Annotated in this window: 9 protein-coding genes and 1 pseudogene; 3 read left to right on the top strand and 7 right to left on the bottom strand. The window is 64.4% G+C overall.

The window, feature by feature from the left end:
- Positions 1 to 110: 110 nt before the first annotated feature.
- Both ACFU7D_RS02290 and ACFU7D_RS02285 read left to right on the top strand, forming a co-directional pair.
- A complete protein-coding gene (locus ACFU7D_RS02290; protein ID WP_378862780.1) occupies positions 111 to 734 on the top strand; it encodes a TetR/AcrR family transcriptional regulator in 624 nt (207 codons plus the stop codon).
- Positions 703 to 1,553: pseudogene (locus tag ACFU7D_RS02285) on the top strand (IS256 family transposase); the annotation flags it as partial. The gene ACFU7D_RS02290 and the pseudogene ACFU7D_RS02285, both read left to right, overlap by 32 nt.
- 288 nt (positions 1,554 to 1,841) lie before the next feature.
- Here ACFU7D_RS02285 and ACFU7D_RS02280 read toward each other — a convergent pair.
- The 7 genes from ACFU7D_RS02280 to ACFU7D_RS02250 form a co-directional block, all read right to left on the bottom strand.
- Complete coding sequence (locus tag ACFU7D_RS02280; RefSeq protein WP_378862777.1) at positions 1,842 to 2,849, bottom strand: RecB family exonuclease; 1,008 nt, start codon at positions 2,847 to 2,849, stop codon at positions 1,842 to 1,844.
- The gene (locus tag ACFU7D_RS02275) at positions 2,846 to 8,323 is read right to left on the bottom strand and encodes a DEAD/DEAH box helicase (RefSeq protein WP_378862774.1); all 5,478 of its coding nucleotides are present in this window, start codon (positions 8,321 to 8,323) and stop codon (positions 2,846 to 2,848) included. The genes ACFU7D_RS02280 and ACFU7D_RS02275 overlap by 4 nt, the downstream gene beginning before the upstream one ends.
- Before the next feature lie 18 nt (positions 8,324 to 8,341).
- Positions 8,342 to 9,241, bottom strand: a complete 900-nt coding sequence (locus tag ACFU7D_RS02270; protein WP_378862771.1) for a hypothetical protein — start codon at positions 9,239 to 9,241, stop codon at positions 8,342 to 8,344.
- 23 nt (positions 9,242 to 9,264) lie between these two features.
- A complete protein-coding gene (locus tag ACFU7D_RS02265; protein WP_378862768.1) occupies positions 9,265 to 11,337 on the bottom strand; it encodes a hypothetical protein in 2,073 nt (690 codons plus the stop codon).
- Positions 11,338 to 11,870: 533 nt separating this feature from the next.
- The gene (locus ACFU7D_RS02260) at positions 11,871 to 12,272 is read right to left on the bottom strand and encodes a hypothetical protein (protein ID WP_378862765.1); all 402 of its coding nucleotides are present in this window, start codon (positions 12,270 to 12,272) and stop codon (positions 11,871 to 11,873) included.
- Positions 12,273 to 12,448: 176 nt separating this feature from the next.
- Positions 12,449 to 12,844, bottom strand: a complete 396-nt coding sequence (locus ACFU7D_RS02255) for a very short patch repair endonuclease (RefSeq protein WP_378862762.1) — start codon at positions 12,842 to 12,844, stop codon at positions 12,449 to 12,451.
- Positions 12,845 to 12,879: 35 nt separating this feature from the next.
- Complete coding sequence (locus ACFU7D_RS02250) at positions 12,880 to 13,662, bottom strand: HNH endonuclease (RefSeq protein ID WP_378862759.1); 783 nt, start codon at positions 13,660 to 13,662, stop codon at positions 12,880 to 12,882.
- Positions 13,663 to 13,936: 274 nt separating this feature from the next.
- Here ACFU7D_RS02250 and ACFU7D_RS02245 point away from each other — a divergent pair, with 274 nt between their 5' ends.
- Positions 13,937 to 14,962, top strand: a complete 1,026-nt coding sequence (locus ACFU7D_RS02245) for a DNA cytosine methyltransferase (RefSeq protein WP_378862756.1) — start codon at positions 13,937 to 13,939, stop codon at positions 14,960 to 14,962.
- Positions 14,963 to 15,033: the final 71 nt, after the last annotated feature.

Genomic DNA, 15,033 nt, shown 5'->3' with positions numbered 1-15,033 from the left:
CGCGCCAGAACTCGGAGATCGAGATGTCAGCAACCATGACCCGCACCGGCAGGCCCGGAGGGCCTGGACGTCCTCGCCACACCGGCCAGATCGCGACAGGATCGGTGCGCGTGGACATCCTCGACCACGCCGCGCGTCTGTTCACAAGTCGCGGTTACGCAGGCACCTCCACCCGAGACATCGCCGAGGCCGTCGGCATTCGACAGTCCTCGCTCTACTACCACTTCGCCGACAAAGGCGAGATCCTCAGCGAACTGCTCGAGCAGACAATCCGCCCGACGATCGACAAAGTCGAGGAGATCGAACAGCTCGCAGCCGAGCACGACTGGGCAACCGTGTTGTACATCCTCGTCCTCGTCGACGTGCACACCCTTGCCATCGCTCCCCACAACGCCGGCATGCTCCCTCGGCTGCCCGACGTCACCAGCCAGCCGCTCTTCGAGCGGTCCAAGGCTGTCCGCTGCGAACTCATCGACGCCTATGACCGCATCGCGTCACGCCTTACCAACAACCGTCACCACCGCGATCTGCGCCTGGGCAACGTGCTGCTCCAACTCGTCGAAGTCGTCATCAGCATTCGCCGTGCCGGCGACACATTCACCGACACCAAACGCCACGCCATCGCAGCCTCCGCGCTGCGCATCTGTGACGTACCAGAAGAACAGGTCTGGGCCGCCGCTCTCACCGCGGCGCGCTTGGTCGGCCAGTTCGCAGGTCTCTCGGATGGCCACTGATCTGGACCAGGTCGTCGAGGAGTTCCGGCACCGGCCCTTGGGCGATGCCGGACCGTTCAGCTTCGTCACCGCCGACGCGCTCACGATGAAGGTCCGCGAAGGCGGCCGCGTCATCAACGCGGTCGTCTTCTCGCAACCAGGGTGAACAACGACGGCCACCGCGAGGTCCTCGGCATGCGCGTGGCCACCGCCGAAACCGGTGCCGCGTGGAACGAGTTCTTCGCCGACCTCGTCGCCCGCGGCCTGTCCGGGGTCCGGCTCGTCACCAGCGACGCCCACGCCGGGCTACGCGAGGCGATCGCAGCGAACCTGCCCGGCGCGACCTGGCAACGCTGCCGCACCCACTACGCCTTCAACCTGATGGGCGTGACCCAGAAGAACATGTGGCCAGCGGTGAAGGCGATGCTGCACTCGGTCTACGACCAGCCCGACGCGGCCGCTGTCGAAGCCCAGTTCGACCGGCTGCTCGACTACGTCGAAGCCAAGCTCCCCGCTGTCTTCGAGCACCTCGACCGAGCCCGCGCCGACCTCCTGGCCTTCACCACGTTCCCGAAGGAGATCTGGACCCAGATCTGGTTCAACAACCCCACCGAACGCCTCAACAAAGAGATCCGCCGCCGCACCGACGCCGTCGGGATCTTCCCCAACCGCAACGCGATCGTGCGCCTGGTCGGCGCCGTCCTGGCCGAACAGACCGACGAGTGGGCCGAAGGCCGCCGCTACCTCGGACTCGACATCCTGGCCCGCTCCCGCATGTACATCGTGCCCACCACCGAACCCGAGATCGGAGCTGATGACCTGCCCGCACTAACCGCCTAACCCTCATCGAGGAGAACGCAGCGCTACACCACTACCTGGGACTTGACCCCGACAGACTCGGGCTTGCATCAGTCGGCACCCAGCGTTCCGCCACCATTGCATGCTACTGATCGGTCGCAAGCGACACGGGAGTACGGGGCTAACTGGTCGACACCGGCTTGTTCGCGGGACAGGCTGGTGACCAGGTAGGACCTCTCGTGTGACAGTGTCGGCAACGCGGTCGGGGACTTCTTGCGCAGACAGGTCATAGACTGCGATCCACAATGACCACGACAATGCACGGCCGGCTCAGTGGCGCGAGCTCGCGGACGTGGTCTGCAGCGCGCCAGCGGGTCCGAACCGCCATCCAGTAGGGGCCTCATTGTCCCCGGTCTTGATAGGGCGAATGCGCATGAGTCGTATCGCCTCGCCCGGCTGGCCTGTCAGCAGGTCGGCCGGGATCTTGCTGACCCAGGTCGGTCCCTGCTCGGTGAGTACGCGGACAGCAGCAACTCCATTGGTTGCAACCTCGATGCGCTCGGCGATCCCCTCAAGACAGTCTGCGTCTGGCCATTCAGCAGCTGCGTGCCAGTGGGGCTCACATTCGCAGCGACGATCGCAGTAGCGGCATACCTCAAGACTTGGGTGAGCGATCTCGCGGTCTAGTTGTCGGGCGGTCTCGACCGCGGTCAGTGCGGCGTCAATCTCCGCGTCGGTGATCGGCACCGGGACCCTGCCTCGACTCAGCGAGAAGACCTCGGTACGAGCCGGGCGCGAGCCGAAGGTGTGCTCGACGAGGTGGGCGTAGACGGCGAGCTGGAACCTGATCGATTCGGGAAGGTCATCGCCTAGGAACGTCTGTGTCTTGAGATCGAGCAGAACGACTTCTTCACCAAGCAGGATGAGGTCTGGCTTGCCGCGTAGCCGGAGGTGCGGTTCCCAGAGTTCCGCCTCGGAGACGATCTGCTCAGGCGCACGTGTGCCGATCAATTCAACGACCGCAGGCCCGCGTGCGATCAGACGTGCCCGTGCCAGCGTCCAGCCGGATGGGAGATCGCCCCGCAACTCGGCCACGCACGTGCTGACGGCGTGCTTCAGTGCGCCAACCGGGTCGGTGTCGTGGTACCCGCCGCTGCGAATCCATCTCTCCAGGGCTCGGTGCGCAAGAGACCCTGCGTTCACGTCAGATGTGTCGGCCAGTTCGGTCGGACGTGTGGCTCCACCAACGAGCGGACGGACCGACGCCGGGCAACGGATCATGCGCCAGGCGCGGGTCGGTGAGAGCCACTCCTTCGGAACGTGCTCGACGTCAGTCACGATGGCGGGAGGACCGTCTCGCACAGCTGGAAAACACGGCCGGGGTCGCGGTCCAGAGTCAGGCCGTCGACGTAGATGACAGGCGCGTTCGGCACCGCGATCTCCGCATGCGCTGTCGCTTCCGCCAACCGTTCGGCAGTGAAGTTCGCCTCCGAGGCTTCCAGCGGGTGACGGACGATCAGAATGTGGTCGCCGAGCTGGGGATGCCGGAACTTCACCGCGCCAGGGATGCCGGAAATGGGTTCGGCGGTGTATCCGTTCGCCCACGCTTCGGCAGCGCTGTGCAGTAGGCCGACATCGACAGCTAGCTGACCCTCCTGGAGTACCTGGAGCAGGTCTCTTGCCAGTCGCCAGTCGAGAAGTGCGTGGTACGACATGTTCCCGTAGTCACGCAGGCAGCGGTAACACGAGGCCAAGCACTCATCGGCGTGATCCGGGTCGGCCAGGTGCGTGAGGTACTTCGTGGCGTCGTCGAGCAGCGTCGGTAGTACCTCGTCGCGTCCAAGGTGGGTCGAGAACCCGGCGCCGTTCTCCAGTGTGTCGGCGATGAACGCGTATGGCGCTGGATCGCCGTCGGCCAGACCAGCGAAGATCCCGGCAACCAGCTCCAGCGGCTCGATATCGAGCTTGGAGGAGGCGACCTTGCGAATCAGGAAGGCAAGCGAGTACCACGCGGCGCGACGGCCGTCGTTGACATCGGGTGCGCCGTACGGCTGGAACGCCGTTGTGAAGTTCAGTCGCAAGCCCTGCTCTGCGATTACCGCCTTCTTCGGGCCAAGGAAAAGGAAGTCAGTCGGTTGGATAGCCCCCAGAGCGACGTCGAAGGGGTCTCCCGTGACGGCATTGGCTGGGAGGAGTTCCTTCTCGACCGCCTCTACCGCGACGTAGCCGCCCCAATCGGGTCCCCCAGGTGCAGCCGCCTTGAACTGGAACAGCTTGCCTGCGTTGTCGTTGATGACGAACCGCTTACCCGGCCCAGAGAAAGCCCTGGCGGCATCGAGATCAGCCAATTGGAGGGATCCTAGATCGGCGAGCGCTCGAGCGGTAATCGACCGCGGCGACCACGAGAAGTTCCCGTCAAAGTCACGCGGCAGAGCGGCGCGGAAGCCCAGCGGCTCGCGGAGCGGCATCTTTGAGAAGCCGTCAGGACCGTTGCCGCACTGCGGGCAGAGTTCGATGTCGCCGAGGTCCTCATCCGACAGATATGAGCACGAGCGGCAGAGGTAGATAGTCCGGTCGTGTCCGAGTGCGTCGGTGGATGGGTGACGCGGTGGCCGCCCGTAGGGCTCGAACGCCGCGATACCGATTGCCGTGTGGACCCGGCGGTCGCGGACCAGTTCGCTCATCGGTGCGAACTGACTGACCGCCATCGCTAGGTCGCGGTCGATGACGTTTGCGGGCGGCCAGGGGTACGACCGGTACGGCCGCTCCAGGTACAGGTAGCGGACGCTCGTCGGGAACCCGAACATTGGCAGGACGCCGAACTCGGCCAGTCGCTGACTGAGTTCCTCATGGCCGACGGCGCCCTCGGCGGTAGCAGCATCTATGCGCCCGGGGAGTTCCGCAGAGCACGTCGCTGCCAGCGTGATGGCATCCGATGCGAGCGGCGTGCGGTTGGACAGCGCGACCGCCACCCGCTTAACCGTTTGCTGGTTGTGGGCGAGCCAGTCGACCAGGTGCGGCTTGGCGGCCGCCCAGTCATTCACCAGTCCGAACGCGCCGTGGACGTTGTTCGTAGGGTAGAACTCGCCACCTGCACTGATGATCTTTTCCGCCACGACGGGCATGGCGAGCCGCAGCACCTCAGCCCGCACCGAGCGTTCGAAGATCTCGCGCCGGTCGACGGCGAGGTATGGCTCTGGCGTTGGGTCGTTGGTGATGCGCTCGGGCTCGTCGAAGTAGTACTCGTCGTGGCTCCGTCCGCGGCAGACGGTTAGCGCGACAGCGACCGGATTGCCGCGGCGGCCGGCCCGGCCGACGCGCTGCTGGTAGTTGAACCTCGTCGGCGGCATGTTGCCCAATACGACGGCCGACAGCGCTCCGATGTCGACGCCGGCTTCCATCGTGGTGGTGACGCTCAGCAGGTCGATACCGTCGGCGACCTCAATTTCGGCGTTCGGTCCTGAGTCGAGGAAGACACCCTGGAAGCGCGCCTGTCTTGCCTGCGCATCGATACGGTCAGTCTGGCCCGTCAGCTCTTCACAGTTGAGCCGGAAACGGCCCGCCTGCCGTGTCGCTTTCCAGCCGTAATAGTCGTTTTCAAGATCGAGTGGGACGCCAGTCTCCGGCAAGGTTCGATAGCAGCGCGTGCAGTATCCGCAGCCGCGGTTGAGGTGCTGCCGTCCGCAGGTGTCACACACCCATCCGGCCCCGCCGTCCTTTCGCAGCACGACTCGCGATGGGTCGATCAGGAAGTCCTTGACCGCGGTGCCGCAGCGGGCGGCAAACATCGTTGCTAGCTCCTGCTCGCCCGGTCCGCCGGCCTTCTCGATCGCCCGCCAGAAGTTGCGCAGCTGTCGAGGCGGGTCGTCGCGACGGGCGCGCAGCCGGTCGAAGCGACGGGCGTCGGCGAGAACGCGCAGACTTGCCCGCACGTAGGCGAGATCCTTCGTCACGGGGATGTCGATCGAGTTGTCATCGTCGTCGAGCGCCAGCCAACCCAAGCCGAGCGACTCGAAGTCACGCCCGGCACCCGAGAACAGGCCCTCGAGGATCTCCTGCAGGAGTGAGTTGTTGATGTCCGCCAGTAGGGCCTGCTGCTCGGTGGAGAGATTGGCGCGCAGGCTCGGCGGTGTGGTGCCCCAGTCGTAGAGGCTTGTCCACTTCCGCTCATTGGAGGTTTCTTCGAGGCTTGCGTGCGGTCCGCCGGGGTTGAGTCCTAGGCTCAGGAGCCTCGCTGCGATGACACCGGTGGAGGCCTCGATCGTCGGACCCTTGCCGAGACGCGCCACCAGGCCGGGCTCGTCGGCCTTGCTGGTGCCTGGGCGGCCCTCCCAGATCCGGTGGAGCTGCTGGAAGGCATTCGCGTCACGCTGTTCGAGTCGCTCGATCGCCGCCCACGAGTCATCGGTCTTCTCGTTGTCAACATAGTGTGCTCGGGCAAGCGCGACATCGGGGATAGCGTCGCCGTGTGCGTCCATTTGCTCGTGGAGCAGTAGGCGCAGAAGGTCCTGATAATGGCGGAGACCCAGGCCGGACGACAGCTTGGCGGCGTCCTGCCGGCTGTCGGTGAACATGATGACTTTGCGGTCCTCGCCGTACAGATCGGTCGCCAGTTCGGTAGTGAGAACCTGATTGATCTTCTCGAAACCGGTACGCATCCCACGGATAGGCGAACGCTGCGTTGCAGGATCCGTGTGCGGCAGGCGCTTGCCACCCTTGCCGTACTGGATCTCCCAGTCATCACCGCAGCTGGGGCATTGGGTCGGGAACGGACCGACGGTCGTCGGCTTCCGCTTCTCCTGCTTGGCCCTCGGAACGACCGCATGGAACGACCAGCCTGTATGCCCGCCACCCGGCCTCGAGTTCTTTAGCCCACCTGTTGCCGGGTTCAGCGTGCTCCGCCGAAACTCGTACTTGACGCGCTCGTGGTCACGAGTCCAGCTGGACTTCTCGATAGCGTCGAGGTTGGCCGCCGCGTTCGGCCAATAGACGAGGTAATTGGCAGCGGTGCGTTGCAACTGCACCTGGTCGGGCAGTTTGGCCAGCTCGGGGACGTCCGCCAGGAGGAGTGTGTCGACTCGATTCCTCTGCGTCGCGCCCTCGGGGGTGAAGCCGCCGAGCATGACATCGCCACAGTTCTGGCAGTAGAGCAGCTCCAAGACCCGCGCGCGGCACTCACATCGTGTAACCGGCTCCCGGTATAGGCGACCGACCGGCCGTGGCTCGTCATCGACGCGCGGAGCAGCCGTGCAGTCGGGATCGGTACAGGCCCAGACCCCGGGGACGTTCCGGAAGAAGTAGTGGGCTCGGAGCTTCGGGTCGGTGTCTACCGAATCGGCTGCGATCGCAGACAGCATCTGCTGAAGCGCAGGTTCTCGGTCTTCGGCTTCCGTGTCTGCGAACACCGCGGATGCCAGGTCTGCCAGGGTCTTCGCGATCGTGGGCTCTGTGCCATCATCGCGCTCTTCGATAAAGCCACGGCGAAGCGTGTCTGTGAGGTTCTGGTCGCGAACGTACTGAGCGGTTTCCGTGAGATCTGACGCCAGGATGGCCTTGGCGTGTTCGGCGGTCGCGGTCGGCGCCGACGTGGGCATGTTCAGGACGCCGTCAACGAACTCGAACGAGCTGGCGTCCACGCCGAAGAACTCTTCGAGGTACCGCTGGTCGCGCTCGGCGTCGATCGAGGCTGATGCGGCGAGGATCCGCAGCTGCTCCGGGTGTTCATCAAGGCCCAAGCGCTGCTTGAGGTTGCGGAGCAGGTAGGCGACCTCGGTGCCTGCCGTACCGCGGTACATGTGCAGCTCGTCGACGACAAGCGTAAAGCGATGTTCCGGGTTCGCCTTGAGCCAGGTGCGCGTCGAATCGAAGTAGTGTCCATCGCGCTCGCGAAGGAGCATGACGTTGAGCATCGAGTAGTTGGTAACGAGGACGTCGGGCGGCGCATCGGCCATGTCCCAGCGCGACCGCATCTCGGCGCCATCGAGGCGTGGAACAAAGTACTGGACGTCGTCCCGGCCGGTCTGCTGCGCGACTTCGATTGCGCGCTTGCCACGCTGTTCGGTAGCCGACAGCTCGGCGCGCAGTCGCGCGACGGCCGAGTCGGTTTCGCGGCTACCGGTGACCGGCGTCGCGCCCGTGTAGCGGCCAAAGTAGAACCGGTGGCCGCGCCGATTGGCCTTCAGCCAGTCGTGGGCAGCATCGCTGTCGAGCGCGTGGCGCATGCGCATGAGCTGGTCATCGACAAGGGCGTTCATGGGGTAGAGAACCAGTGCGCGGACCGCGGCGGGCCTACCCGACTCACCCGCACGCTGCGATGCGAACGGTGCGCCCGACTGGCGCCACCAGGGGTCGAAGCCTGCCGGTCCGCCAGTCCACGACTTCGACTCCTCAAGGAGCGAGCCAAGCACTGGCAGCAGGAAAGACTCCGTCTTGCCGGACCCGGTGCCGGCCGTCACGATCATGTTCGTGCCGGCGGTCATTCCGGCCTTGAGCGCGTGCTCCTGGTGGAGATAGAGCGGACGGTTGGGCGGGATGAGGCCGCAGGCCGCAAAGTCGGCCAACTCGGGAGGGGCGCCGCATTCGGCCACGGACTCGGCCAGGCTGCGCGGTGCAGCAGCGTACTCGGGACGAAGTTCGACCAGTGGCAGGCGGTACGTACCCTTGTCGATGTCCAACAAATCGCGGCGTTCGTCTTGTAGGCGCCTGTCATCCAGGCCGAATGGTGTGTTGTAGTAGCGGAAATACGCCTGACGGAGCCGATTGAAGGTGCCGATGACATCGAGGCCGCGACCCTCGACTTCAGTTGCAACCACTCATACCTCCAAGCCGATTCATGCGATCTGGGTCACTTTCTGGCGCACGGATTCTCCCACCAGTTTGGCCACATCTAGTGGCACATTCGAATAAATGGCTGTTCTGGCGGTCTGACCGAACTTCGTTGGCAAGCCACTGCAGAGCACGAGTGCACGGGACTGAAGCGGCGGCAGTGGAGCGCCCTGGTCGACGAAGACGGTCCCGATCTCTTCGCCGTCGCTAACGCGGTCACGCCGCCAACGGATGACGCCGATCTTCTGGGCTGCGAGGGCGTACAAGATCCCGGTGGCGTGGTCCGTGCGGAACCAGCTGTCACCGCGGCGGTAGCTGTAGCTGGGGCGTCCTTGGACAGTCGTACGACACAGCCCATCACCGTGCGGCAGGCCGGTCACGAAGCGGAGGTCATCGCTGTGGGGGAGCAGATGTTCGACATCATCGCTCCAAGCGGGTGGGGCCGCGGGCGTATCTAGATCGATGCGCCGTAGGCCCCGCGCGATGCGTCCGGCAGCTGCCCCTGCATAGTTGATGCCGAGGGCCTCGAGCGCCGCGTTGAGCTGAGGAAGCGACTCGGCCTGGACGTAGATGGATGGCGGTGGTGGCAATGGCTGCCCGAACGCAGACGGCCGTTCTTCCACGTGAACCGCAAGGTCGTCGCAGCCTTCGATCCGGTCGACGAGTCCGGTCCGGCGGGCTCCGGCCAATACGGCCGTACCACCCGACTGCGGAATGAGGACCGCGGCCGCTGGCGCGACGGCCCATCGTCCGTTCTGCCAATCGATCTCGGCGTGGCCAAGGGCCGACATGTCACGCAGCCAGCGGCCGGTCTCGTACGGTTTAGGGTTCAGGTCGGCCGAGCGCGCCGCCCATGCAATCCGCTGACGCATGTCACGGATGTCGCCAGAGCCAGTTTCGCTCATCCAGGTCAGGAGTAGGCCGGACTTCACTGGTGGCGCTCCCAGGAAGCGACGTAGAGTTTCCAGATCGGGTCATCCAGCCGAACGTTGTGAGCGGCGGCCAGACCGACGCGACGGTCCACGTCCGTCAGCTCGCGGAAGGCGGGCTCGGCAACGCGCAGGCGGACCGCCTGCCAGCCGGTCGTTCGTCGTTGCAGCAGCCACGCGCCGCGGTTGGGCGACACGTCGAAGAACATGAACGACGCGTGTTCCAGGCATGTCGGGGCAGGCGGCTCTGCTAGCTCTGTGACGTGGCCGCGGTGATCGACGAGCCAGTTCTCAAGTGCGCCTCGTCGCGCCAGTACCGTCTTGTTCGAGGAGTCGGTGGCGGCGGTCATTGCCCCGCAAACATCGGCGCCGCCGGTCGCCTCGCGGAGCTGGTCGTCGACCCAGGCCAAGCTGCCGAGACCCGGGGGATTCCAGTCGGCGTCCGGTCCCGGGCTGACGTAGAAGGGGAGCGTTTCCCCGTCGGCCTCGATGGCGTGTGTCCCAGGCTCGTACGGACCGAGTCGTGCGAACGGGAATGGAAACATCGAGGCGGGAATGCCCTGGGGTGGTGACCCATCCAGTACGACGTCAACGGTTCGTGGCTCAGTGCCGACAGGCAGTTCCAGATCGGGTTCTCCACCGGCCAAGTAGGTGTTGCGACTCACCCTCTTGAACAGCGGGAGGCCGTTGATGAGCCGCGGCCGGACCGTCGTTCCGAGACGGATCTGACCGACCGCCGCACCGGGCAACCTCCGGATTGCGGCTGTGAGCGCGTCCTGATCTGAGAATGTCACCCGGAAGTAGATGGCATAGCCGCTCAGGATGTCGTTCGCGATCGCGTCGGCGACCCTCCGCCAACCGGTGTCAGCCGCCGTGCCGAGGGCTTGTTCGACGGCGGACGCGAAATCGGTGGTGACTGCGACGACATGCTCCTCGTACGCCTCCAGCGCGTCGACCGACATCCAGCCGCCGGCGTGGGCACTCTCGATGAATGCGAGAAACTTGCTCGGCTGGTACTCCGCAACGCATGAACTGCCTCGCGCTGAGAAACCGTGTTGGAGCGCGATGGGCATGACCGGAGGAAGGCCATCAGCCGCATACAACGATGAATGATCATCAGGAGTGAGGAGAGCTGTGAACGGCGTGCCGTCGACACGGCCCTCGACGATGTCGCCAGGCAGGTCGGAGACCGCCGGGACGACCCACCACGCCTCACCTTTGTCAAGATCCATGGCGAGGCGGATCTCCAGTCGCCGCAGACCCTCAGCGGTAACCACCTTGCCGTCCCACGCGACAGCCAGCCCGTGGATGAGGGGCTTCAGATACACGTGCATCGCGGGCTCGTCGAGCGCCTCGACGAAGCGCTCGCTGAACCCGTGTGAGCGACGGTGCGTCCAGACCTTGAGGAGGCTCAAGAGTGCGTCGGGACCAGGCACGCCAGCACGGGCGATATTCATCCGATCGAAGAACCGTGTGAGGACAGCACGGTCGCTGCGGCGAACAAGAGCCTGCGAAAGCGGGTAACCGATCCGCGATAGGTCAGGATCCTCGCGAATCGTCGAAGTACCGAAGGCCCCGGCCTGCTCAGACAACCAGGCGTCGAAGCCCTGCCAGAGCGTGGCGAGATCGAGCGATCCTTGCTGGCGCAGGACGAGCCGCAGTTCTTCGACCTCGTGGTCGGCGCCGTCCGGAAGAATGGCCCGGGCGAGCCTGGTGTAGTAGTTGTGACGTGCTCCAGATGCGTCGGCTCGCATCTCTGACGCGGCAAAGACGCTCAGCGCCAGGATGGGGAGCGTCGGGGGCGGGCTGGTCCGTGGCCCTTGGCGCCAAAGCCTTTCAGCCAGACGGGCCGGCTGAAACATGGCGCCGCGCCGCCGGATGTTGACCAGGCTGCGCACCGCCGCCGCAAGCGAGCGCGGACCGTCCTCGGAGTCGTCAGCAAGCCGCTGCAGTTCGTCATAGTCAACGAACACGACAACAGGCTGGCCCGCATGTCCGTCCAAGAACTCGTGCGCGAGTCTGGCTTGCCAGCGGGCGTACTCTGGCGCGAGCAGATCCGTGGAGCTTGGCACGGCAAGACCATACGGCAGCCCACCGAAAGTTTCGCCGGAATGCGTAGACCGCACGGACTCGTGCAACCTCGCAGCGTGTCATGGCTGCGTCTTGCTGTCAGAGATGAACTGCGAGGAATTCAATCGTTTCCTTGACCGTGGACTCGTGGTCTGTGCGTCTGACGAGCCAAGCTGGGGTACCTCTCTGACCTCACCTTTTGACTCGGAAGTGCATGGCTGGCGAACTCTGCTCAGTCGCCGATGATGGAAGTGATCTTGTCGGCCATCCTCTGACGGTCGGCGGCGCCGAGGCGACGGATGCGTCCGTACACGCGTTCGGTGCGACTTCGCTCGCGCCTGCCCGCAGCGATCCACTTCCTCAAGATCTTGAGCTCGTTCTTCCCCATTCCGCGGACTTCCGGAAGGACCTCGTCGTAGGTTTCTGGGTCGGGAAGCTCGTCACGGATCGGCTCATTGCAGATGGAGCACTCGGTCTGGAGCTCGTTGACGGACGCGCCGCCGAGCCGCTGCCCCGGGTACTCGGTGGCCGATGGTCATTCGCGCGGAGCGACCCGGGTATTCGTCATACTCTTCGCCTTGGGCGATCCCACATACCTGGCAAGCGTGGCTGTCCGCTCCAGCACCTGCCGCCGGACCTTGGCGGAGATGGCATCTCGTTCCATACGCTCGCTGAGCCAAACGCGAGTGCCGACCGCGTCGAGCCGGTAGGTGTTGGCGGGAAGTGACCGGTCATCCTTGTAGCTGGTGATCACCCAGCCGTCTGGACGTAGGTTTCGGAGCCTCCGGTTCAACTGTTCAGCATCCTCGGCCCTTCCCTTTGCCGGAGCGATCGCAGTTCTCAGATCCCGCATCGTGAACGTCGCCCCCAACGGCACGTTGAACTTCAGGTACGCCGCGATACGCTTCTCGCCGCCAAACTTCTGGGACTTGACCACGACGTAGTTGCACTACACCCCGGATTGTTAAGAGCCCTTAGATCCCTGAGTGCTTCGTGACTTGAAAAGCTCGGCGCATGGCCAATGCCATTAGGGAAGCCTGGAAGGGATCCGCCAACGTTGCCATGTCGTGGCGCGCCGACTCGTTCGATATAATCACGCGACCGATGGTCGCGTTACGCGGTCCGAACTGCGGCCTCGACTAGATTTGCGATGGATGCGGGGTCCTCGTGTTCCCATGCCCTTATAACGGTCCATCCGCTTTCTCTGAGTCGTTTGTCGAACTCCCTATCACGGGACACGTTTCGTTCCAGTTTTGGAAGCCAGTAATCGACATTCCGAGACGGCGGCTTGGAATGATCAGGACACTGGTGCCAGTAGCACCCATCGATGAACACGGCAACCTTCGCCCGGGTAAACACAACGTCGGCCTTCCAGCGAGTAGACGGTAGCGGGCTGAAGTCCACGCGATAACGGAGCCCTCTCGCGTGAAGAATCGACCGTAGCCTTAGTTCTGGCTTAGTGTCGCGCCGACGTATGGCCTGCATGTTCCGGCGCCTCCCGGGGTTCAATGCCCAGGAGGTCTCGGACTTCTCATTGGAGACGGCTATACCCTTTCTCCGATCATGTCAAAGATCTTCTGTGCCATCTTCTCTCGATCGGCAGAGCCAAGGCGGCGGATGCGACCGTACGCCAGCTCTGCTGGGGTGCGTCCGCGCTTACCGGCCTGGATCCATTTTAGCAACTCAACAAGCTGCTTTCTGGTCATGCTTCGGACCGAGGGGAGAACCTCTTCGTACAACTCCGGGTTTGGGATCAAGTCACGTAAGGCCTCGTTGCACATGGCGCACTCGGTCTGGAGTTCGTCCACTGAAGCGCCACCGAGGCGCTCGCCTGGAACGAGGTGTCCGAGTGTTACCCGGGCGATTCGGCCGGGGTACTCAATGTATTCCTCGCCTCGGGCGACGCCGCATACCTGGCAGGTGGAAAGGTCCCGCTCGAAGACGAGGCGACGAACCTTGGCCGAGGGCTTGTCGCGCTTGTTGCGCTCGCCAAGCCAGACTCGGGTACCGATAGCATCCAGGCGGTAGACGTCGGGCGGCAGACCCCGGTCGTCCTTGTAGCTAGAGATCACCCAGTCGTCGGGCCGGAGTTCTCGCAGCCTTCGATTGAGATGCTCAGCAGTGTCCGCGATGCCATCGCCGCCTATGGCCCCTCGGAGATCACGCATTGTGAACGACTCGCCCACTTCGACGTTGAAATTCAGGTAGGCGGAGAGTCGCTTCTCCCCGCCGAACTTGCCCTTCTTTGTCCCTGGGGTGACGGTCACATGCCACCAGTTCACGCCGTCGAGAGTCTGGGGCCCGTCCGTCTTGTACTTCTCATGCACGGTGCGTAGTCAAGCCGGCGATTCAGAGGAAATCTCGTGATTGCCCAACCGCATCGGCGCCCCGTCAAACGCCCCGACGCGTCCGGTTCGCGCGGGTGAAGCAGCACTTGATGCCGTCCCCTGTTGCGTACTGTGCTGACCTGGCTGAACCGATCAGTGTGGGGCTAGGCTCGGATGCTGCCGGACGGGCGCCGCGTGTGATGACAGTCACGGGAACGCGTGTTCGACGGCGCGCCTTCCGTGAGTTGGGTCGATGCCCCGTACGCTATGCCTCATGACCTCCTCGACGCTGACCTCGATTGAGATCTGTGCCGGCGCTGGTGGCCAGGCGCTTGGGCTGGAGCAGGCGGGGTTTGAGCACGAACTACTCGTGGAGTACTGGGCACCGGCTGTTCAGATTCTTCGCGCCAACCGCCCTGCATGGAACGTCGTCGAGGCGGACGTTCGCGACGTCGACTTTCGGCCGTACCGCGATGCCAACATCGACTTGGTTGCTGGCGGCGTTCCGTGCACCCCGGCATCGACCGCAGGGAAGCAGTTGGGGGCATCTGACGAACGGAACCTCTGGCCGGAGGCCATTCGAATGGTCGACGAGGTCCGACCGCGTGCGGCGATGTTCGAGAACGTCCGAGGTCTTATGGACTCTAAGTTTGAAGGCTGGCGAAACGAGACGCTCGAAGCGCTTGCGCAGCTTGGATACGAGGACGCCGTCTGGGACATGGTCTATGCGGCTGACCACGGAGTGCCGCAGTTGAGGCCGCGATCTGTGCTGGTGGCATTCCGGGACGCTGAAGACCGTGAGCGCTTCCGGTGGCCTGACGCGGAGACCCCAGAAGGGGCGCGGGCAAGTGTCGGTGAAGCGCTGAAGGACCTCGTTGCGGCTAACGGCTGGGAAGGGGCCGACCGCTGGGCTTCTGAGGTTGCCACCACGATCGGCCCGACCCTGGTCGGTGGCTCGGAGAAGCACGGCGGAGCTGACCTTGGCCCGACGCGCGCAAAGGCGCAGTGGCGTCGCCTTGGTGTGGACGGCCTGGGTCTCGCGAATCACGGAGTCGCCCCCGCTGCTGATGACGATGTCAATCAGCTGTTCAAGCTCAACGTCCGCATGGCTGCGCGGATTCAGGGATTCCCGGACACTTGGAAGATCGACGAAGTCCTGCGCAAGACGAACGCGTACAAGACCATGGGTAACGCGTTTCCTCCGCCAGTCGCACACGCGATGGGGGCGGCGATCCGCGAGGCCCTTGAGCCTACGCTCACAGCGGGAACGCGTACCAGCGGTGATGAGGTAGCTGCCTGATCCTCGGGATCTGCGCTCTGTCTCGCGCTAAACCGACGCGCGTTGTCGGTGCTCGACGCTAGGTTTACGAC

The organism is Nocardioides sp. NPDC057577, from assembly GCF_042801335.1.
Lineage (GTDB): Bacteria > Actinomycetota > Actinomycetes > Propionibacteriales > Nocardioidaceae > Nocardioides.
Note: the sequence above shows the minus strand (reverse complement) of the source record. Positions and strands in the feature narration are given on the sequence as shown.

Coding starts and splice junctions, on each gene's coding strand:
- ACFU7D_RS02245 (WP_378862756.1), top strand. CDS start 13,937: ATGACCTCCTCGACGCTGACCTCGATTGAGATCTGTGCCGGCGCTGGT.
- ACFU7D_RS02270 (WP_378862771.1), bottom strand. CDS start 9,241: ATGAGCGAAACTGGCTCTGGCGACATCCGTGACATGCGTCAGCGGATT.